Below are 20,433 nucleotides of genomic sequence, written 5' to 3' on the forward strand. Positions count from 1 at the left end.
TGCGTTTAAATTAATTCAAATGAAAATTTTAAAATACCTTTTCCTTCTCCTCTTCTTCTCCGGCAATGCCCAGACATTGACTTTAGAAGAATGTTACGATTTGGCCAAACAAAATTCTCCGCTCATTAAAAGGCACGATCTCATTGCGAAGACCAAAGAATACAATTTGGAAAATGCAGCAAAAGGCTGGCTTCCTCAAATCCAGATTGTGGGACAGGCCACTTATCAAAATGATGTCATTCAGTTCCCGATTCAACTACCAAATATGACGATTGAACCCTTGAGTAAAGATCAGTATAAAGTCTATGCCGATGTTCAGCAAAATATTTACGACGGCGGAATGATTGCCAATCAAAAGAAAATGGCCATCATCAATTCTGAAATAGAACTCCAAAAAACTGAAGTCGAAACCGATCAGTTAGAAATGAGAATCAACCAAATTTATTTTGGAATTTTACAAACCGATGAACAACTCCAACAAACAGAATTAACGAAATCCGACTTATCAAGCGGGCTGAAAAAAGCCGAAGCACAATTAGAAAACGGCGTTATCTTTAGAAGTAATATTGATGTTTTGAAAGCACAAATCGACAATCTCGAACAAAAACAATTGGAACTTCAATCCACGAAAAAAAGTTTCCTGCAAATGCTTTCTCTTTTCATTAATAAGAATATTGACGAAAATACGACTTTAGTAAAACCAGAAAAAATCTTAATACAAGATGAAAATAAACGTGCAGAACTGAAACTCTTTGATTTGCAAAAACAAGGTTTAGAACAGCAGAAAGCAAATATCAACTCGAAAAACCTTCCAAAACTCGGAGCCTTCTTTCAAGGTGGTTATGGAAAACCCGGTTTCAATATGTTGAAAAATGAATTCGATCTTTTCTACATCGGTGGTTTGCGTTTAAACATTCCAATTTCGGGATTTTACACCAGGAAAAATGATTTGGCTTTGGTCGAAACCCAACAACAGGAAATCGATGTTCAGAAAGAAAACTTCCTTTTTAATCAACAGTTTCAAACCATTCAGAACAACAGCGACCTCGATAAAATCCAGCAATTGATTAATAAGGACAATGAACTCATCGAGTTACGTGAAAGCATTAAGAAAGCTTCTTTAGCCCAACTGGAAAACGGTGTTATTACCACCAATGATTATCTGCGCGAAGCAAATGAACTCGACCGTGCAAAAAATCAAAAAATCATCCACGAGATCCAGTATCTTTTAACACAGTATAATCTAAAAGCGCAACTTAATCAATAGTTGACAGGTAATAGTTGATAGTTGATAGTTGATAGTTGATAGTTGAAAATTAAATAAAGAACTCTTTTAAAAAACTTCTGATGAAAAAATATATTTTACTTGCAGCCCTACTTTCCCTCGCTGCCTGCAATAACTCAAATAATTCCTACGATGCGTCGGGAACTTTCGAAGCCGACGAACTGATGGTCACTGCCAAAGCCAATGGAACTATTCTGCAACTCAATGTAGAAGAAGGTCAGCAATTGTCACTCAATGAAAAAGTCGGCGAAATAGATCCTAAAAATGTAGAACTTCAAAAGGAACAGATTATCGCAAGCATGGATGCGATTGAGCAAAAAACGAATTCTGCTCTTCCGCAAATTCAGGTTTTGCAAACCCAGATTTCCGGCCAATCTGCAAATGTTTCCGTTTTACAGGAACAACTTCAAAATGCAATTCGGGAAAGAAACAGAACTGCAAATTTAGTGGCCAAAGATGCCGCAACAAAAAAGCAACTCGATGATGCGAATGGACAAATAAAAGTGATTCAGAAACAGATTGCTGCGGCTCAAAGTCAGTTGAATATTTTACAGCAACAGATTTCCACCACCAAAGAAAATGTCTCAATTCAAAACCGCGCGATTCTAAGTGAAAGAAAACCAACCGAGAAAAAGGTGGAGCAAATCGATGAACAGTTAAAAAATTACACGATTGAAAGTCCGATTTCCGGAATGGTTTTAACGAAATATCTAAATCAAGGTGAGTTTGCCACCGTTGGAAAACCTATTTTCAAAATGGCAAATTTAGAGGTAATGACTTTAAAAACCTTTGTAACAGGAGATCAACTGCCCCAAATAAAAATCGGACAACAAGTGAAAGTCCTGATCGATGCAGGAGAAGGAAAAACGAAAGAACTTCCCGGAACAATTTACTGGATCAGTTCAAAAGCCGAGTTTACCCCGAAAACCATTCAAACCAAAAACGAACGAGCCAATTTAGTTTACGCCGTAAAAATCCACGTCAAAAATGATGGCTACCTCAAAATCGGAATGTACGGCGACGTGAAATTTTAAAATAAAAAAAACGAAAGAATTCAACCACAAAGTCACAAAAGATTAAGGGAAATTATTGGAAATAAAAGATCACAAAATGGAGAGATATAAACACTCAAACTTTTACGGTCTTTTGATTAACTAAAAAATTGCAGTTAACTTTTGTCTCTTTTGCGGTAAAAAATCCTTCAACTGTTAACTGTTAACCGTCAACTATCAACTGTCAACTGTCAACTTTCAACTAAAAAAAATGAAATCAATCATCGTCAACAATCTCACCAAAACCTACGGCAAGCTAACTGAAAAAGTACTTGCAGTGGACGACGTGAGTTTCGACGTGAATCCTGGAGAAATTTTCGGATTGATTGGACCCGATGGTGCAGGGAAAACTTCCATCTTTAGAATGTTGACTACAGTACTGCTACCCGATTTCGGTTCCGCTTCAATTGAAGGTTTTGATATGGTCAAAGATTATAAAGAAATTCGGAAGATTTTGGGTTACATGCCGGGACGTTTTTCACTCTATCAGGATTTAACGATTGAAGAAAATCTGGAATTTTTTGCCAGCGTTTTTAATACAACCATAGCAAAAAACTATGATTTGATCAAAGACATCTATATTCAAATTGAACCTTTTAAAGATCGCAGAGCCGGAAAATTATCAGGCGGAATGAAACAGAAACTCGCATTATGTTGCGCCTTAATTCACAAGCCGAAAGTTTTATTTCTGGATGAACCAACCACAGGAGTTGATCCCGTTTCGAGAAAAGAATTCTGGGAAATGCTCCAGCGTTTAAAGTTACAGGGAATCACAATGGTCGTCGCCACACCATATATGGATGAAGCGGCTTTGTGTGACCGAATTGCTTTAATGCAACACGGAAAAATTCTTTCAATCAATACGCCGAAAAACATCAGCAATTCCTATCCTGACTTACTTTTCGAAGTGAAAGCCGGCCGAACTGCAAATGTTTTGCGTGCTTTGGAAAACTTTGACCAAAAGAAAAATGTCTATGCGTACGGGGAATTTGTGCATTTAAGTGTGGAACTAAATGAAAATTTCAAAATCGAAAACATTACAGAATATTTGAAAAAAGAAGGATTTGAAAATATTGAAATTAATCTCATCAAAGCCAGTATAGAAGACAGTTTTATTCGCTTATTATCCAATTAACATGATGACTTCAGACCACCATAATATCGCTATAAAAGCAGAAAACATTACCAAAAATTTTGGCGATTTTACGGCGGTTGATCATATCAGCTTTGAAGTAACCAAAGGCGAAATTTTCGGTTTCCTGGGAGCAAATGGTGCCGGTAAAACTACGGCGATGCGGATGTTCAGCGGACTTTCAATTCCGACTTCCGGAACTGCGACGGTCGCGGGTTTTGATGTTTATAAAGAAACGGAGAAAATTAAAAAGAATATCGGTTATATGAGTCAGAAATTTTCTCTGTACGGAAATCTAACCGTGAAAGAAAACCTCAATTTCTTCGGCGGAATCTATGGAATTCCGAGAAAAGACTTAAAGATAAAACGGGACGAACTCATTAAAGAACTGGGCTTAGAAAATGAAAAAAACAAACTTGTTTCCCAACTTCCTTTGGGCTGGAAACAGAAACTCGCTTTCTCCGTCGCTATATTTCATGAACCCCAAATTGTGTTTCTCGATGAACCCACCGGAGGCGTAGATCCTGTTACCCGACGTCAGTTTTGGAATATGATTTATGATGCTTCAGATCGTGGAATTACGATTTTCGTCACGACGCATTATATGGATGAAGCCGAATATTGCGACCGCGTTTCGATTATGGTTGATGGAAAAATAGCCGCCTTGAATACTCCAGCACAATTGAAAAAACAATTCAATGCGCAAAACATGGATGATGTTTTTTATGAATTAGCACGCGGAGCGAAAAGAGTTGAATAGTTGATAGATATTAGATTAAAAAAAAATTAACGCAATGGCGCAAAGATTTATTAAATAAAATGTTTTAAGACGCAATGAAATTGACTTTGTCAATTTTATAAGCGGTGCCAATTCGCCGAGGGCGAACCTTGCGCCTTAAGTAGTTTCAAAGAAATAAAAAAAATTGCGCCATTGCGTTAAAACAAAAACATTTAATGTGATTTTATAATATAAAGTAGAAACAAAGACTAAAGAAAATTTAGGCAGACAGTAACTGTCAACTCTCCACTATCAACTATCAACTGAAGAAATGAAACAGTTAATCACTTTTGTGAAAAAAGAATTCTGGCACGTACTGCGTGACAAAAGAACTTTGTTGGTTCTTTTTGGAATGCCGGTCGTGCAGGTTCTTCTTTTTGGTTTTGCCTTAAGTACCGAAGTGAAAAACACTAAAATTGGTGTTTTAGATCAAGACAAATCTCAAAATTCCATCGAGCTCATTTCGAAAATTAAGGCCAACCAATATTTTGATGTTGACAAAAATTTGAGATCAATAGAAGAAGCAGAAAACGCTTTCAAAGGGGGAAAAATAAAAATGATTCTGGTGATTCCGGCGCAGTTTGCCCAGGATATAAATAGTGGCAAAAAAGCGCAACTGCAACTCATCACCGATGGAACCGACATTAATATGGCAAACCAAATCTATAATTTCATGTCAAATATTATTATGGATTTTTACGGCCAGGAAACACTTCAGCCCAAGTCCGGCGTACAACCGGAAATCCGAATGCTCTACAATCCACAACTGAAAGGCGCACCCAATTTCGTTCCCGGCGTCATGGCCTTAATTCTTTTAATCATTTGTGTTTTAATGACTGCCATCGCCATTGTGCGCGAAAAGGAAATGGGCACCATGGAAGTATTACTCGTATCGCCCATGAAACCGTATATTATTATTTTAGCCAAAGCAATTCCGTACTTTATTTTATCGATGATCATTTTGGTTTCCATCCTGATTTTGAGCGTCACCGTCCTCGATTTACCCATCAAAGGAAGTCTGCTTCTACTCTTCGGAATCAGCATTATTTTCATCATCACAAATCTGCTGTTGGGAATTGTAATTTCAATCGTCACCGATAGTCAGCAAACCGCCATGCTTATTGCCTTAGTGGGAACGATGTTACCCACAATTATGCTGAGTGGTTTTATGTTTCCCGTCGAAAATATGTCGCTTCCTTTACAAATGATTGGCAACGTTATCCCCGCAAAATGGTATTATGAAATCGTCAAAAACATCATGATCAAAGGAACCGGCTTGGAAGTCATCTGGAAACACGTGCTCGTCCTCATCGGAATGATGATGGTTTTATTCGTCATCGCCGTGAAAAAATTTAAAATAAGATTAGAATAAATATTTAATAAAATGAGAATAATTATTTGGGCAGACATTTCCGCCTTCCGCTCCCGCTTTTTTTATTGCTGGCTTCGACAGGCTCAGCCACCAATAAAAAAGAGCTCCGCTCAAGTCGGGCTGCAGGTTTTAGATAATATAAAAAGTGAGATTAAAATTAGATAATATGACGCTTTGCTCCTAAATAAAAGATAATAGACAAAAAATGTTTAGAACATTATTCATATTAATCAAAAAAGAATTCCTGCAAATATTCAGGAACAAATCTATATTGGCCATCATTTTCGTGATGCCGGTGATTCAGTTGGTGATTCTTCCTTTGGCCGCAAACTATGAAATAAAAGATATTAAAATCGCCGTCGTAGATCACGATAAATCAACCCAGTCCCGCGAACTCATTCGGAAAATTACGGCGTCGGGATATTTTAAAATCATGAATTATGGCGAGAATTACAACGACGCCTACCAGGAAGTTGAAAAAGACAAAATCGATTTAATCCTTGAGATCCCGAATAATTTCGAAAAAGATCTGGTGCGCGAAAACAATGAAAAAGTATTAATCGCCATCAACGCCATCAACGGAACAAAAGCCGGACTTTCCGCCAGTTATCTAGGACAGATTCTGCAGAATTACAATCAGCAAATTCAGTTAGAAATGAATCCGGAACTGGAAACGGTGAAGAAAAATTCAGGCTTAGAAATCGTGCCTAAATTCTGGTTCAATGAAACCTATAATTACCGACTTTCTTTAGTTCCGGGAATCCTGGCGTTTCTGGTGACTCTAATCGGTGGCTATTTGACCGCTTTAAATATCGTAGAAGAAAAAGAAATCGGAACCATCGAACAGATCAATGTGTCGCCAATTAAGAAAAGAGATTTCATTTTAGGAAAATTAATTCCCTTTTGGATTTTATCAATGGTTGCTTTTACGATCGGACTTTTGGTTACTATTTTCGTTTATAAAATTCAAATGCAGGGAAGTTATCTTCTTCTCTATGCTTTCATTTCCGTTTACCTCATCGCGATTTTGGGAATGGGACTTTTGGCTTCAGTGTACAGTGATACGCAGCAGCAATCGATGTTTATGGTCTTCTTTTTTATGATGATTTTTATATTAATGAGTGGACTTTTCACGCCGACAGAAAGCATGACCGATTGGGCAAAATATATCGCCTATTTAAATCCTGTGACGTATGGTGTTGATGGTGTACGTTTAATAATGTTGAAAGACAGTGGTTTTATGGATCTGCTTCCGCACTTTGTATTTATTATCGGACTGGCTATTGTCGTTATTTCGTGGTCTGTTTTGCGCTATCACAAAACAAGTTAGAAAGTAGAAATTAGATGGTAGAAAAAGAGCATTGATTTCTTGATGATTCAAATCATAAGAATATGAATTTATAATCCTTATCTTTAAATATTTACAAAAATGAAAAAAACAATACTTCTGATCTTCCTCATTCTCTTCGGAGCCGTAACGGTTTTTATGAGCAGTTCTGTTCTTTTCGACTGGTTTGGGATTCGGGCAAAAGAGGGCAATTATGTTCCCGGAATTGTGTGGGCAAATTTTGTTTGTGGAATTCTTTATGTGGTTGCTGCTTACGGAATTATGCATCATCAAATTTGGGCCAGATTTCCTTTAACAATAGCATTAATCATTTTAATTCTCGCTTATATTGGTTTATTTATTCACATCAATAATGGTGGATTATATGAAACAAAAACCATCGGAGCCATGGCTTTCCGGATCGGGGTAACCGCAATATTTATATTAGTAACAACCAAAATATTAAAAAAATGACAAAAGTAATCTTATCAGCCTTATTAGCCTTGGCAGTAGTAGTTTCCTGCGAGAAAAAACAGGAAGAACATGCAGAAAACATGACCACTACGGAGCAGACCGCCGCAGAGGATCACGCAGATCATGCTGAAGAAGCAAAATCTGATGACCATGATGAGCACGCAAAACTTGAACTCAACAATGGCGGAAAATGGAAGGTGAACAATGAAATGAAACCGTATGTCGCCGAAATGGAAACCCAACTTAAAGCCTACCAACCGGAAAGTGGCGATTACAAAATGTTGGCTACAAATCTCAGCACTTCTAATGAGAATTTAGTAAAAAGCTGCACCATGACCGGAGTTCCACATGATAATCTTCACGCTTGGTTAGCGCCTCACATGAAAGAAATCGAGAAACTAAAAAATGCAGAAGACAGAGAGCACGCAAACAAAATTGTAGGCGAATTAAAAGAATCCATGGAAACGTATCACGAATATTTTAATTAAAAACGACGTACAAATTTTGTCTAGTAATTAAACCTTCAGAAATCTGGAGGTTTATTCATTTTTCTTAGCTTCTTCCCAAAGTTCATCCATTTGCTCTAAATTCAAATCTGCCAAATTTAGATTTTTATTTAAAGCCATATTTTCCATTTTCTGGAATCTGTTGATGAATTTGTTATTGGTTCTTTCTAAAGCCGTGTCGGGATTAATACCGGAAATACGGGCATAATTAACAAGCGAAAAAAAGACATCGCCTAATTCCTGCTCTTTTTTGTAAAGATCGGTTTCAGCGTGAAACTCGACTAATTCTTCCTCTACTTTTTTCCAGGCATCTTCTGCATTGGCAAATTCAAACCCGATTCCTTTTACTTTATCCTGAATTCTGTAGGCTTTTATCAAACTCGGAGTTCCTTTCGTCACGCCGGAAAGAATCGATTTGTTACCTTCCTTTAATTTTAATTGCTCCCAATTCTGCTTAACCTCTTCTTCATCTTTCACCTCAACATCGCCGTAAATATGCGGATGGCGGAAAATTAATTTTTCATTTAAAGAATTGATGACGTCAGCAATATCGAAACTTCCTTTTTCGGACCCAATTTTAGCGTAGAAAACAAGATGAAGTAAAACATCGCCCAACTCTTTTTTAATTTCCTGTAAATCCTCTTCCAGCAACGCATCTGAGAGTTCATACACTTCTTCCAAAGTCAAATGTCGAAGCGTTTGCAAAGTTTGCTTTTGATCCCACGGGCATTTCTCCCGCAGATCATTCATAATGTCGAGTAAGCGATTGAAAGCGTCGAGTTGTTCTTGTCTGGAATTCATAGATTGTTGGATGTTTGATGGTGGATGATGGATGATTGATACAAGCTCCAAATTTAGTTTAAATAAAAAACCTTGTCAATCTTTTAAATTTGACAAGGTAATTTTATAAGAGAACGGGAATTTATCCCATTTTTCTGTGTGTACTTTTCGGTGCAGATTTCGCTGCTGTAGAAGCTTTTGCTTTTGGAGCTGAAGCTTTTTCTGTTTTCGGCGCTGCTTTTTTAGCGTCTTTCTTTTCTGCAATTGCAGGTTCTTCTTCTTTCGCTCCTTCCGGTTTTACAAAACTTTCTGGTGTAATGTAACCGGCTTTGTGAAGAATATTATACCATTGTGCCAATTTTTTAATATCAGAAACATACACTCTTTCGGTATCATAATTTGGCAAGGACTTGCTCATCAAAGCTCTCAAATCATCTTCTGAAGATTTGTGAGAAATGGTTTCTTTATAATCTTCGTTTTTTGCTAAATTTTCAAAAACTTCAAACAAGGGAACTTCATTATCAAAAGTAAACATCGCGATATTATCTAATAAACTTACTTGTGAAGAATTAGAAATACTGGCTTTTTTCTTCGTCAAAACATCTTCTACGATAAACCCGTTTTTCAACTGTGAAATCAATTTGTAAAGTCCTGGTTTTCCGGAAATTGAGATTATTTTTTCTAACTTCATTTTTTTATTATTTGTTTGAATTTAATTTATTTTTTGGCTCCAATACAGATTGGATTATTTGGGAAATCGCATTTTATAATTCACAGATACGTCACCATGTGAAATCTTCATCAGTTTTCCTTTGACTAATTTTTTCTTTAATGAACTTAAATGATCGGTGAACAGAATTCCTTCAATATGATCATATTCATGTTGAATAACTCTTGCGCGCATATCGGAAAAAGTATCGGTATGTTTAACGAAATTTTCGTCATAATATTCGATTACAATGGTTTCTTTTCTTTTCACATCTTCCCGAACATCCGGAATCGAGAGGCAACCTTCATTGAATTTCCATTCTTCACCGGATTCTTCCAAAATTTTCGCATTGATGAAAACTTTTTTAAAATCCTTCAGTTCTTCTGCAATATCCTCATAATCTTCATCTTCTGCCAATGGAGAAATATCCACGACAAATAAGCGGATATCCAGACCCACTTGTGGCGCGGCCAAACCAATACCATTGGCACTGTGCATGGTTTCAAATAAATTATCAATCAAGGTTTGTAACTCGGGATAATCTTTATCAATATCGTGACAATGTTTTCTTAAAACGGCATCTCCAAATGCTCTAATCGGTAGTATCATCTTTTTATCTGCTCTAAATAATTTTGCAAAATAAGTGTTGCACTCACTTTATCAATTAATCCTTTTTCTTCGCGCTTCTTTTTGCTTTTCCCACTTTGGGAGATAAAAAAGGAAGCCATTTTGGAGGTAAACCTCTCATCAAAACGCGCTATTTCAACCGTAGGAAACTGGGATTTAAATTTTTCCAGGAATTTTAAAATTTCAACTTCTACCTCATTCAAATTACCTTTTAAATCCGTGGGAAGTCCCACTACAATTTGTCCCACCGCATTTTCCTGAAAATACTTTTTCAAAAAAGAAAAAATCTCTTTTGTGGGAACGGTTTCCAAACCACTTGCAATGATCTGCATATCGTCGGTTACAGCCAGACCGCACCGCGCTCTTCCATAATCAATTGCTAATATTTGTGACATCGTGTGCAAATTTAATAAAATTTTGCTGAAATAATTTTGACTGGCATTTTATTTTTATTTCCCCAAATCCAAAAAAATTCTCCCTTCCAAAATATTTTCTTTTTTTGATTGAAATTGCTTCCAAGAGGACATCTTCATTTAACCTTACAAGTTTAAGATAACAGACATTTTCATGTTCCATATTGCCATTCTGTTTTATTCTGATTTAAAACTTTTCCATACACTGAACAATTTATTTTTAAAGCAAAGCTGCGAACCCCAAATTCATGATTTAAAATTTTGACGTTAATATTTTTAGAGGTTTATATTTTTTTCAAGTCTATATTCAAAATAATTTATAATTTTAATGTTTTAAAAACTTTCAGCATGAAAACAATAATTCTTGTAAGGCACGCCAAAAGTGATTGGCCCGAAAATACCGATGATTTTGATCGGCCACTTGCGGAAAAAGGCATTCATGATGCTGAAAAAATGTCTCACTTTTTGAAAGAAAAAAATATCGAAATCGAAAAATTCTTTTCCAGTCCGGCCTTACGTGCGCTTTCGACGTGTGAAATTTTCAATAAAGAATATCATATTGAAATAGAGACCATTCAAAAATTGTATAACGCTTCTGATACCAATTTTGAAAATATTACGGTCGATTTAGATGATCAACTCAATACGGTGGCCATGTTTTCTCATAACAATGGAATTTCCAATTTCGCCAACAGCATGTCCGATGATATGTTTATGTTCCCAACTTGCGGCGTTGCAGGTTTTCAGATCGATTGTGATTCCTGGTCAGAATTTCATGGAGCAAATAAGAAACTGATCTTCTTTTACGACCCGAAGAAGATTTAAATAAACACCAAAAATTAAAAAACCTCATCAAAATCAATTGGTGAGGTTTTTCATTGTCTTTAAGTTGCGTTGAATTATTTCGTTCTCTTCAAATCTAAATCTTCAAAATCGAAACTAAAATCGGTTACATCAGAAATAGGCTTTAGTTTCATTCCTTGTGCTTTACCATTTTCATCTAAATTAAAGTTAACAAATGCATCGGCATCATAACTTCGATCATCCCATTTAGCGATCATCACATTTGGGGAATACGGCAACAATTCCCCTTTTAATCTCGGAGAATTTTTACAAAAAATGCGGAAAGCATTTCCTTCCTTAGAAATTTGGATATCGCCAAACCAAGGATCAGTATAAGTCCCGACGATTTGTTCTCCTTTTATTTGGGAATTTTTATCTTTTTTAAAGGTATCTGATTTTGCAAATATTTCTTTTTTCCCTTTGACATATTCGGCTTCCATTTTCGCCATTCTGTCGCCATAGGTCTTCAACCAATCTTTTTGCGGCATTCCCAGATAGGAATCTTTTATGGTATTGGTAATGGTGCTGAACGCCGCACCACTTTGCTGATTCGTTAGTACGATGATGCCCAATTTCAAGTCTGGAATTAAGGTAAACTGCGTTACTGTACCAATTAAACCTCCTGTGTGATAAACTTGTTTATGGCCTTTTACATCCGTTAAAAACCAACCTAAACCATATCCTCCGAAATTTGAATCGTACGGATTCTTTAAGGCTACCGGAGTAGAAATCTGCAGATTCCACAATTGCTGAATTTGCTTATCGGTGACAAGTTTTTTACCGTCTTTTGTAGTAAAACCATTGATTAAAAACTCTGCCCAAGTGGTCATATCCTTGATGTTACTCATGATTCCGCCTGCTGCGTTCCCTGTTTCATTCCAGTCGTGCGGAACGGCCACTACTTTACCATCTACAGGCGCGTGTGCATCGATAATATTGGAAACATTAGCGGCTTTTGCTCTGTTATAACTTCCAAAGCTGGAAGTCATTCCTACGGGTTTCAAAATTCTCTGTTCAATAAATTCTGCCCAGGAAAGCCCCGAAACTCTGTGAATCACTTCTCCGGCGACAATGAACATAATATTGTTATAATCCAACGTGGTGCGGAAGGGATTTTCCGGTTTTAAATATCTAACATTATGAATGATATCGTTGACTGTTAATGGTCCACCTTCCGGGAAAAACATCAAATCGCCTTGTCCCAGTCCCAATCCTGCGCGGTGGGTAATTAAATCTTTTATGGTGACTTCCTGGGAAACGTACGCATCATTCATCTGAAATTCGGGAATATATTTTGACACTTTATCGTCAAAATTTAATTTACCTTCATCTGCCAACATAGCAAGAGCTGTTGCGGTAAAACCTTTGGAGTTGGAAGCAATTCCTACGAGCGTATTTTCATCCATCTTCTGCTTTGAAGTAAGAGAACTTACGCCAAAACCTTTAGCATAAAGTACTTTTCCATCTTTTACAATACCCACAGAAATTCCGGGAACATCAAAAGTTTTTAAAGTATTTTGAATCAATTGATCCAGTTTTTGTTCCTCTACCTGAGAAAAAGCAAATAGGGAAAAGAAGAGAAAGAAAATAAAAAACTGACGTTTCATAATATTGTTTATTGATTAGGTTTTCAAAGATAATATTTTTTCTAAGAAAAGTTTTCACTACTTTTAATTCATAATTTACAAGTAGACAAACCATGATGCTTCAGTCGGTCATTCCCAAATTACCTATGCGAAATAAAGATTTCACCAAAAGTCATTATGTGCAAAAATTGCAGTTTGATATTGTGCGTGAATATCCGGACTATTTACTGCTCTCAAAAGACAAAATAGAGATCCATTTCTTTCTTTTTAAAGATCTTGATCCAAAAGAAAATTACGGCCAGGTTTATATCAGAACTGTAAATATTGAGGATCTCTACCAAAGCTTTATCGATAATGGCGTTGAAATACACCCCAATGGTAAACTGCGAAAAAAAAGTCTGGGGACCAATGGAATTTTCAGTGCTCGATCCTGATCATAATCTCTTAACTTTTGGGGAAACCCTTTAGATTAAATAAAATAGTGTCTGTTTATACTACATTTTTAAAATCATTGAAGCTAAATGACGAAACTGCTTTTTTCCAAAATAAATAAGAGATCGATGTGACAAATAAATCGGTTCTCATCATTTCAAAAGTATTATCTTTGTTATCTTTTTGCAGTCAATTCTAAATTTATTATTATAAAATGATCCTAATCGTCGATGATTCGCCGGAAAATATAATTTCCTTAAAAAAAGTTCTTGAAAAAAATGATTTCGAGGTAGATACTGCATCATCGGGTGAAGAGGCCTTAAAAAAAATACTGAAGAAGTCCTATGTTTTGATTATTCTTGATGTTCAAATGCCGGGAATGGACGGTTTTGAAGTTGCGGAAGCAGTCTCCGGTTACAGCAAGGCCAAAGAAACTGCCATTATTTTTCTGTCTGCGGCTACTGCAAATGTAAATCTTATTACGCGCGGCTATTCGTCTGGCGGTCTGGATTATATCAGCAAACCTGTTGATATGAATATTCTTCTTTTAAAAGTAAAAACATTTTACCGTATTTACGAACAGAGCCGCGCGCTGAATGAAATGCAGAAAGCCCTGCGCGAAGAAATCGAATTCCGGAAAGAGGCAGAACGCAAAAAAGATGAGTTCATCAGCATTGCCAGTCATGAACTTAAAACACCCATGACGAGTATTAAAGGATACATTCAACTCCTGGAAAAAAGTCTGGATAAAAATGATAAAGAAACCATTCGGGCACGCCTTCATAAAGTACAGAATCAAATCGAAAAACTAAATGTACTCATTGCTGACCTCCTGGATATTTCTAAAATTGAAAGTGGAAAATTGAAATTTAACAAACAGTATTTTTCCTTCGATAACTTGCTCGAGCATTTGATAGAAGTAATGCAGCAGTCAAATCCTCAGGTTAAGATTGTAAAAAAAGGCAGCGTCGATGGAAATATTTTTGGGGACGAAATGCGCATCGAGCAGGTCATTATAAATTTCATCACCAACGCGATTAAATATGGTCCCGACGGTGAGGAAATTCACATCAACTCTGAAATTAGAGACAATGAATTATATTTTTCTGTAAAAGATTTCGGTATTGGAATGTCTGAAGAACATCAACAAAAGATCTTTGAAAAATTTTACCGCATCGAAGAAACCTCTGAACGATTTCAGGGACTGGGAATCGGATTATACATTTGCCAGGAAATCATTGACCGGCATAAAGGAAAAATTGGTGCTCACAGCGTACTTGGCGAGGGCTCTGAGTTTTATTTCCAAATACCCCTATATTCTGAAAAAGAAGAAAAAAAACAACCTCAATTATGACTTTTAAAAGAAATCTACTATATGGTCTCGGGACCGCACTGATCCTCTTATTCTTCAGTTCTTTTGCATCCTATTTCAGCATTAAAACTCTGATTGATAATTCGCAGATGGTTCGGAAAAGTAACCAGATTATTAAAGACCTCGATAACGTGTTTTCGTTAGTAAAAGATGCAGAAACCGGACAGCGCGGTTATCTTTTAACCGGAGATCAGGTATTTCTGGAACCTTACACCAAATCAAAAGACAAAATTTCTGGAGCTCTAGATCAATTATCTTCCGAAATCAGCAATACTGCGACGCAGAGCAAAAACCTGGAAAAACTAAAATCTTCTGTTAACGACCGTCTAGAAATTTTAGAAAAGAATTTAAATGATAAAAAAAATAAAAATGCTGTAACGACACAGCAGCTTTTAGCAGGCAAGAACTATATGGACAATATCCGCAGTACGGTGAGTATGATGCAAAATGAAGAAAAACTGATTTTGCAGTCGCGCACCGAAAGTATGGATAAACTCGCGTCCTACACTCCATTTCTTATTATTCTTTCCTCCTTGCTCGCCATAATCATTACGCTTGTTTTCTTCCGAAAAGTTTCTCAGGACTATAATGAAAAGAATCAACTGACCAGTGCTTTGGAACTTAAAAACGAAGAAACAGAGAACCGACTTATTGCGATTGAAAAGGTTGCAGCCCAAATTTCGGCGGGCGATTACAACGTTCTTTTAGATCAAAATGCCAAAGACAGTCTCGGAAACGTCGCCCTTCCACTAAACCAAATGGCAGAATCCCTTCAAAACTCCTTTAAAACACTGGAAGAAAAAGAATGGTTAAGTTCTGCGATTGCAAAATTGAATGCGCGAACGATGGGGGAAAAAAGCATCGAAAAACTGTCTACAGATGTATTGGAAAGTATCATCGAAAGTACGGAAAGTAATTTTGCAGCGCTCTATCTGCTAGAAGAAGACAACAAGCTTCACCTGCGCGGAAGTTATGCTTTGACGGACAGTGGACTGAACAGAGTCTTCAAAACTGGCGAAGGAATTATCGGCGAGGCATTCCGTTCATCAAAACAAATTAAGGTCGAAAACATACAGGACAGTGAATCCACCATCAGTTATGCTTCGGGAAACACGAAACCGAAAAATATTATTGCCCTCCCAATTACTCGATATAATTTTCCGATCGGCGTAATTGAAATAGGAACAACGAAGGAGTTTTCCGCACAGGAAATTGAATTTCTTACATCAGTTTCCGGAAATATTGGACTGGCCGTTTATAGTGCGCAAAGCCGCATAAAAATGCAGGAACTTCTGGAGGAAACACAGGCTCAATCTGAGGAATTGCAAACCCAGCATTCAGAACTGGAAAACATCAATGCTGAACTGGAAGCCCAATCTCAAAAACTGCTCGCCTCCGAAGAAGAGCTGCGTGTACAACAAGAAGAATTGATGCAAAGCAATCAGGAGTTGGAAGAAAGAACCAGTTTACTGGAAGAAAAAAATGCCTTGATCGAACAACACAATATCGATATTCAACAGAAATCGCGTGAACTGGAACAGAGCACGAAATACAAATCGGAGTTTCTAGCGAACATGTCTCATGAATTGCGAACGCCGCTTAATTCAATTTTATTGCTCTCAAAATTGATGGCAGACAGCGACGACCTTGATGAACAATACGTAGAATATGCCGAAGTCATGCAGAGTTCAGGTCAGGGTTTACTTACGCTTATTGATGAAATTTTGGATCTTTCGAAAATTGAGTCCGGTAAAATGACGCTTGAGATCAGCGAAGTTCCTTTAGAGGAAATTACCACGGATATGAAGATGTTATTTAATCCGGTCGCAAAGCAAAAAAATCTTGCCTTAAATATTGAAATCGAGCCCGAGACATCGCAAATTTTAAACACCGATAAATTACGCCTGGAGCAAGTATTGAAGAATTTACTTTCCAATGCGATCAAATTTACTTCTGAAGGAAGCATTACTTTAAATGTATCGACCGACGAAGCGAAAGAAAAAATATTCTTTAAAGTAATTGATACGGGAATTGGTATCGCAAAAGACAAATTGAAAATGGTTTTCGAAGCCTTTCAGCAGGCCGACGGATCTACGCAGCGGAAATATGGCGGCACCGGCTTGGGATTGTCTATCAGCCGCGAACTCGCACGCTTATTGGGTGGGCAAATTGAGTTAAAAAGTACGGAAGGTGTTGGCAGCGAATTTACGTTAATCGTTCCTGTAGATTTAGAAGAAGCCCCAATTGAGGAAATTGAACCTGTTCCGGAAAAAGTGGTTTATCCCGTCGTAGAAGCTCCAAAACAACCGGAGAGATATATTGCTGACCGCATTCCTCAAGCGATTCCCGACGACCGTGAAAATATTGTCGAAGGAGATAAAGTAATTCTCATCATTGAAGATGATACCGCTTTTGCGAAGATTTTAATGGATTTCTCCCGAACGAAAAACTATAAAGTAATTGCGGCAGTTCGAGGTGATGTGGGGATTGAAATGGCACAGCATTACAAACCGCTTGCTATTTTACTCGATATTCAGTTACCAATTATGGATGGCTGGCAAGTGATGGAAGCCTTGAAATCAAATCCGGAAACGAAACCAATCCCTGTTCATATCATGTCTTCTATGAAAATGAAGCAGGAAAGTTTGCTACGAGGTGCAGTAGATTTCATCAACAAACCCTTCGCCCTGGAGCAAATGCAGGAAGTTTTCAAAAAGCTGGAGAATGCACTGAACCGCTCGCCGAAAAAGGTTTTAATCGTAGAAGAAAATGAACAGCACGCGAAAGCTTTAAGTTACTTTTTAAGCGCAAACAGCATTAATACTGATATTGTAAATAATGTTGCACAAAGTATAGATGCCTTGCAGAACCAAGAAATCGACTGCGTGATTCTCGATATGGGAATGCCGGATCGAAATGCCTACGAAACCCTTGAAACCATTAAACAAAACAAAGGATTGGAACATCTTCCCATCATTGTTTTCACCGGAAAAAATCTTTCACAGGGGGAAGAAAGCAGAATTAAAAAATATGCAGATTCCATTGTGGTTAAAACAGCATATTCCTACCAGCGTATTTTGGATGAAGCTGGATTATTCCTGCATCTCGTGGAAGAAAAAAACAAGAAAAAACAAGATCAAGTATCGGGTTTCGAAAATCTAAGTGAATTGCGAAACATTCTGAAAGATAAAAAAGTACTGATTGCAGATGATGATGTGCGAAATATTTTCTCTCTTACCAAAGCATTGGAACTTCAAGGAATGAAAGTTCTTCCCGCGATGGATGGGAAAGAAGCCCTAAAGGTTCTGAAACAAGATGACAGCGTAGATGTGGTGCTTATGGATATGATGATGCCGGAGATGGATGGTTATGAAACCATACGGGAAATCAGAACTGAACAGAAGTATAAAAATTTACCGATCCTGGCAGTCACAGCAAAAGCGATGATGGGAGACCGAGAGAAATGTATTGCGGTCGGGGCCTCAGATTACATTTCTAAACCGGTAGATATTGACCAGTTGGTTTCTTTATTACGAGTTTGGCTATACGACAAAATTTAAAGTTTGAGTTTATGAAAAACGCAAAGGAAATTCTCATCATCGATGATGACAGTAAAAATATATTTGCCCTGAGTGCAGTATTGAAGGCGAAAAAATACCAGTGTATTTCTGCGATCAGTGCGGGTCAAGGGCTCAAACTTCTCTCCTCCAATAAAAATATCGGCGTCGTGTTGATGGATATGATGATGCCTGAAATGGATGGTTACGAAGCGATCGGAAAAATGAAAAGTGACCACGAACTGAAAGATATTCCGGTGATCGCAATTACAGCACAGGCCATGGCGGGAGACCGTGAAAAATGTATAGAAGCCGGTGCAGACGGCTATATATCGAAACCGGTAGATGTTAATAAACTGCTTCAGTTACTTAACCAATTAATCGACTAAGGTGAACTCAACAGAAAATAACGACGAACACATTGAGACCCTGCTTTCAGATGTACTTGAAGTCTATGGATACGATTTCACAGGATATTCGCGTGCTTCTATAAAACGTAGGATGCTGCGTCTTTATGCGCTTGATGGCTTTGTAAGTTTTGCAGAATTCAGGTATAAAATCAGGACCGAGCCCAGTTATTTTAAAAGGTTTTTGGAGCAGATCACCATTAATGTTACCGAAATGTTCCGTGATCCGGAATTCTATAAGACGTTAAGAAATGAAATTCTGCCGCGCCTGGGAACCTATCCTTTCATTCGAATTTGGATCGCGGGCTGCAGCACGGGTGAAGAAGCCTACTCTGTCGCCATTCTATTAAAAGAACTCGATCTGCTGCACAAGTCCCTGATTTATGCAACCGACATTAACAGTGCTGTTTTAGAAACCGCGGCGCAATCTATCGTTCCACTAAACAAAATAAAACTCTACACAGAAAATTATATAGCCTCGGGCGGAACGGAAAATTTTTCGGAGTATTACACCGCCAATTATTCTTTAGGAAAACTGAAAGATGAACTGAAAACTAAAATCATTTTTTCTACGCACAATCTGGTTTCTGATAATTCTTTTAATGAATTTCAGCTGATCCTTTGTCGAAATGTTATCATTTATTTTGACAGGCAACTACAGGCAAAAGTTTTTGAACTTTTTGATAACAGTTTGGAAAAATTTGGATATTTAGCTTTAGGAACGAAAGAAACATTGGATTTTTCAACCGTTTCCAAGAACTTTGAAAGATTGAACACCGACAAGATCTGGCGTAAAATACATTAGATGAAAAATTGTGAAGCATTGGTTATAGGAGGTTCTGCCGGCAGTCTGGATGTACTTTTAAAAGTATTACCGGACATCGACCTTTTGCTTCCCTTCCCCATCATCATCGTCCTTCACCGCAAACCCGGAAAAGACAGCATGTTAACTCAACTCTTGAGCGCCAAAACCCTCTTAAAGGTTAAGGAACTCGAAGAAAAAGAAAAACTCACTCCCGCTCATATTTACATTGCACCGCCCAATTATCATGTGCTCATTGAAAATAACAAAACTTTTTCTCTGGATGCTTCAGAAAAAATCAATTTTTCCCGACCTTCCATAGATGTTACATTTGAAAGTGCCTCCGACGTATTTTCAGAAAATCTTGTATGTTTGCTCTTATCCGGTGCAAACAGTGACGGAACAAAAGGAGTGCAAAAAGTTAAAGAAAATAACGGTATCGTAATTATTCAAAATCCGGCTTCTGCAATTGTTCCTTTTATGCCTGAATATGCCCTGGAACATTGTAATGCAGACGCCATTCTCAATGCAGACGAAATGGCCAACTATATAAATCAATTAGGAAAATGACTGAAAACGCAGCAATAAAAGCAAGTAAAAAAGTATTTATTTTTGATGACAATCTGGAGATTCTGGAACTGTGTACCGATATTTTAACCGATATCGGATTTGAAGTTAAGACCTCGCCCACAACAAACGATATTGATATACAGGTCTCGGAATTTATGCCCGACCTTATCTTTATGGATAACTGGCTGCCGGATATTAGTGGAATTGAAGCGACAAGATTGTTGAAATCCAATGAAAAATTAAAGAATATTCCGGTCATCTATTTCTCTGCAAACAGCAATATAAATGAATTGGCTGCAGAAGCTGGTGCTGATGATTTTCTCGCCAAACCTTTTGATATTTTCTTATTGGAGGAAATTGTGTTGAAATATACGGGAGCATAATTTTATTTTAACGACTGCCTATAATT

21 protein-coding genes are annotated in these 20,433 nt (G+C 37.3%); 16 read left to right on the plus strand and 5 right to left on the minus strand.

Annotation, left to right across the window (positions count from 1 at the left end; genetic code table 11):
* The first annotated feature begins 19 nt into the window (after positions 1-19).
* From EIB73_RS05025 to EIB73_RS05060, 8 genes are all read left to right on the plus strand, one after another.
* Positions 20-1,267 carry a TolC family protein gene (locus EIB73_RS05025; RefSeq protein WP_125023237.1) on the plus strand — a complete coding sequence of 416 codons (1,248 nt, stop codon included), beginning with the start codon at positions 20-22 and terminating at the stop codon, positions 1,265-1,267.
* A gap of 80 nt (positions 1,268-1,347) precedes the next feature.
* Positions 1,348-2,319, plus strand: coding sequence for an HlyD family secretion protein (locus EIB73_RS05030; RefSeq protein WP_125023239.1), 972 nt, complete (start codon positions 1,348-1,350; stop codon positions 2,317-2,319).
* Positions 2,320-2,548: 229 nt separating this feature from the next.
* Positions 2,549-3,472: an ABC transporter ATP-binding protein gene (locus EIB73_RS05035; RefSeq protein WP_125023241.1), complete on the plus strand. Its 924-nt coding sequence runs from the start codon at positions 2,549-2,551 to the stop codon at positions 3,470-3,472.
* A gap of 4 nt (positions 3,473-3,476) precedes the next feature.
* A complete protein-coding gene (locus tag EIB73_RS05040; RefSeq protein WP_125026063.1) occupies positions 3,477-4,229 on the plus strand; it encodes an ABC transporter ATP-binding protein in 753 nt (250 codons plus the stop codon).
* Positions 4,230-4,518: 289 nt separating this feature from the next.
* Positions 4,519-5,619, plus strand: coding sequence for an ABC transporter permease (locus tag EIB73_RS05045; RefSeq protein WP_125023243.1), 1,101 nt, complete (start codon positions 4,519-4,521; stop codon positions 5,617-5,619).
* A gap of 205 nt (positions 5,620-5,824) precedes the next feature.
* The gene (locus tag EIB73_RS05050) at positions 5,825-6,949 is read left to right on the plus strand and encodes an ABC transporter permease (protein ID WP_125023245.1); all 1,125 of its coding nucleotides are present in this window, start codon (positions 5,825-5,827) and stop codon (positions 6,947-6,949) included.
* 99 nt (positions 6,950-7,048) lie between these two features.
* Positions 7,049-7,420, plus strand: coding sequence for a hypothetical protein (locus EIB73_RS05055; RefSeq protein WP_125023247.1), 372 nt, complete (start codon positions 7,049-7,051; stop codon positions 7,418-7,420).
* Complete coding sequence (locus EIB73_RS05060) at positions 7,417-7,908, plus strand: hypothetical protein (RefSeq protein ID WP_125023249.1); 492 nt, start codon at positions 7,417-7,419, stop codon at positions 7,906-7,908. Before EIB73_RS05055 ends, EIB73_RS05060 begins: the two co-directional genes overlap by 4 nt.
* A 51-nt stretch (positions 7,909-7,959) precedes the next feature.
* Here the strand turns inward: EIB73_RS05060 and mazG are convergent, their stop codons facing one another.
* From mazG to ruvX, 4 genes are all read right to left on the minus strand, one after another.
* A complete protein-coding gene (mazG, locus tag EIB73_RS05065; protein ID WP_125023251.1) occupies positions 7,960-8,727 on the minus strand; it encodes a nucleoside triphosphate pyrophosphohydrolase in 768 nt (255 codons plus the stop codon).
* Between the two features lie 121 nt (positions 8,728-8,848).
* Positions 8,849-9,397 (minus strand): DUF5606 family protein, encoded by a 549-nt coding sequence (locus tag EIB73_RS05070; RefSeq protein WP_125023253.1) that lies wholly within the window; start codon positions 9,395-9,397, stop codon positions 8,849-8,851.
* Positions 9,398-9,451: 54 nt separating this feature from the next.
* On the minus strand, positions 9,452-10,024 hold the full coding sequence (gene def, locus EIB73_RS05075; RefSeq protein WP_125023255.1) for a peptide deformylase: 573 nt from the start codon (positions 10,022-10,024) through the stop codon (positions 9,452-9,454).
* Positions 10,021-10,437: a Holliday junction resolvase RuvX gene (ruvX, locus tag EIB73_RS05080; protein WP_125023257.1), complete on the minus strand. Its 417-nt coding sequence runs from the start codon at positions 10,435-10,437 to the stop codon at positions 10,021-10,023. The genes def and ruvX overlap by 4 nt, the downstream gene beginning before the upstream one ends.
* Before the next feature lie 366 nt (positions 10,438-10,803).
* On the opposite strand from ruvX, the gene EIB73_RS05085 reads away from it, so the two are divergent.
* On the plus strand, positions 10,804-11,280 hold the full coding sequence (locus EIB73_RS05085; protein WP_125023259.1) for a SixA phosphatase family protein: 477 nt from the start codon (positions 10,804-10,806) through the stop codon (positions 11,278-11,280).
* Between the two features lie 74 nt (positions 11,281-11,354).
* On the opposite strand, the gene EIB73_RS05090 is transcribed toward EIB73_RS05085, so the two are convergent.
* Positions 11,355-12,905 carry a serine hydrolase gene (locus EIB73_RS05090; protein WP_125023261.1) on the minus strand — a complete coding sequence of 517 codons (1,551 nt, stop codon included), beginning with the start codon at positions 12,903-12,905 and terminating at the stop codon, positions 11,355-11,357.
* A gap of 92 nt (positions 12,906-12,997) precedes the next feature.
* On the opposite strand from EIB73_RS05090, the gene EIB73_RS05095 reads away from it, so the two are divergent.
* The 7 genes from EIB73_RS05095 to EIB73_RS05125 all read left to right on the plus strand — a co-directional run bounded on the left by EIB73_RS05095 (position 12,998) and on the right by EIB73_RS05125 (position 20,407).
* The gene (locus EIB73_RS05095; RefSeq protein WP_317132693.1) at positions 12,998-13,318 is read left to right on the plus strand and encodes a VOC family protein; all 321 of its coding nucleotides are present in this window, start codon (positions 12,998-13,000) and stop codon (positions 13,316-13,318) included.
* Between the two features lie 212 nt (positions 13,319-13,530).
* On the plus strand, positions 13,531-14,670 hold the full coding sequence (locus tag EIB73_RS05100) for an ATP-binding response regulator (protein ID WP_125023263.1): 1,140 nt from the start codon (positions 13,531-13,533) through the stop codon (positions 14,668-14,670).
* A complete protein-coding gene (locus EIB73_RS05105; RefSeq protein WP_125023265.1) occupies positions 14,667-18,248 on the plus strand; it encodes a response regulator in 3,582 nt (1,193 codons plus the stop codon). Before EIB73_RS05100 ends, EIB73_RS05105 begins: the two co-directional genes overlap by 4 nt.
* An 11-nt stretch (positions 18,249-18,259) precedes the next feature.
* Positions 18,260-18,634: a response regulator gene (locus EIB73_RS05110; RefSeq protein WP_125023267.1), complete on the plus strand. Its 375-nt coding sequence runs from the start codon at positions 18,260-18,262 to the stop codon at positions 18,632-18,634.
* 1 nt (position 18,635) lies between these two features.
* On the plus strand, positions 18,636-19,457 hold the full coding sequence (locus EIB73_RS05115; RefSeq protein ID WP_125023269.1) for a CheR family methyltransferase: 822 nt from the start codon (positions 18,636-18,638) through the stop codon (positions 19,455-19,457).
* Positions 19,458-20,024: a chemotaxis protein CheB gene (locus tag EIB73_RS05120; protein WP_125023271.1), complete on the plus strand. Its 567-nt coding sequence runs from the start codon at positions 19,458-19,460 to the stop codon at positions 20,022-20,024.
* Positions 20,021-20,407 (plus strand): response regulator, encoded by a 387-nt coding sequence (locus EIB73_RS05125; RefSeq protein WP_125023273.1) that lies wholly within the window; start codon positions 20,021-20,023, stop codon positions 20,405-20,407. The genes EIB73_RS05120 and EIB73_RS05125 overlap by 4 nt, the downstream gene beginning before the upstream one ends.
* Positions 20,408-20,433 lie beyond the last annotated feature (26 nt).

Origin of the sequence: Kaistella carnis (genome assembly GCF_003860585.1) — a bacterium.
Lineage (GTDB): Bacteria > Bacteroidota > Bacteroidia > Flavobacteriales > Weeksellaceae > Kaistella > Kaistella carnis.

Bases quoted from the DNA above. Each gene is read 5' to 3' on its own strand.
- EIB73_RS05105 (WP_125023265.1), top strand. From the start codon at position 14,667: ATGACTTTTAAAAGAAATCTACTATATGGTCTCGGGACCGCACTGATC.
- EIB73_RS05030 (WP_125023239.1), top strand. From the start codon at position 1,348: ATGAAAAAATATATTTTACTTGCAGCCCTACTTTCCCTCGCTGCCTGC.
- EIB73_RS05090 (WP_125023261.1), bottom strand. From the start codon at position 12,905: ATGAAACGTCAGTTTTTTATTTTCTTTCTCTTCTTTTCCCTATTTGCT.
- EIB73_RS05085 (WP_125023259.1), top strand. From the start codon at position 10,804: ATGAAAACAATAATTCTTGTAAGGCACGCCAAAAGTGATTGGCCCGAA.
- EIB73_RS05050 (WP_125023245.1), top strand. From the start codon at position 5,825: ATGTTTAGAACATTATTCATATTAATCAAAAAAGAATTCCTGCAAATA.
- EIB73_RS05035 (WP_125023241.1), top strand. From the start codon at position 2,549: ATGAAATCAATCATCGTCAACAATCTCACCAAAACCTACGGCAAGCTA.
- def (WP_125023255.1), bottom strand. From the start codon at position 10,024: ATGATACTACCGATTAGAGCATTTGGAGATGCCGTTTTAAGAAAACAT.
- ruvX (WP_125023257.1), bottom strand. From the start codon at position 10,437: ATGTCACAAATATTAGCAATTGATTATGGAAGAGCGCGGTGCGGTCTG.
- EIB73_RS05100 (WP_125023263.1), top strand. From the start codon at position 13,531: ATGATCCTAATCGTCGATGATTCGCCGGAAAATATAATTTCCTTAAAA.
- EIB73_RS05025 (WP_125023237.1), top strand. From the start codon at position 20: ATGAAAATTTTAAAATACCTTTTCCTTCTCCTCTTCTTCTCCGGCAAT.
- EIB73_RS05055 (WP_125023247.1), top strand. From the start codon at position 7,049: ATGAAAAAAACAATACTTCTGATCTTCCTCATTCTCTTCGGAGCCGTA.
- EIB73_RS05060 (WP_125023249.1), top strand. From the start codon at position 7,417: ATGACAAAAGTAATCTTATCAGCCTTATTAGCCTTGGCAGTAGTAGTT.
- mazG (WP_125023251.1), bottom strand. From the start codon at position 8,727: ATGAATTCCAGACAAGAACAACTCGACGCTTTCAATCGCTTACTCGAC.
- EIB73_RS05110 (WP_125023267.1), top strand. From the start codon at position 18,260: ATGAAAAACGCAAAGGAAATTCTCATCATCGATGATGACAGTAAAAAT.
- EIB73_RS05125 (WP_125023273.1), top strand. From the start codon at position 20,021: ATGACTGAAAACGCAGCAATAAAAGCAAGTAAAAAAGTATTTATTTTT.
- EIB73_RS05120 (WP_125023271.1), top strand. From the start codon at position 19,458: ATGAAAAATTGTGAAGCATTGGTTATAGGAGGTTCTGCCGGCAGTCTG.
- EIB73_RS05070 (WP_125023253.1), bottom strand. From the start codon at position 9,397: ATGAAGTTAGAAAAAATAATCTCAATTTCCGGAAAACCAGGACTTTAC.
- EIB73_RS05040 (WP_125026063.1), top strand. From the start codon at position 3,477: ATGACTTCAGACCACCATAATATCGCTATAAAAGCAGAAAACATTACC.
- EIB73_RS05045 (WP_125023243.1), top strand. From the start codon at position 4,519: ATGAAACAGTTAATCACTTTTGTGAAAAAAGAATTCTGGCACGTACTG.
- EIB73_RS05095 (WP_317132693.1), top strand. From the start codon at position 12,998: ATGATGCTTCAGTCGGTCATTCCCAAATTACCTATGCGAAATAAAGAT.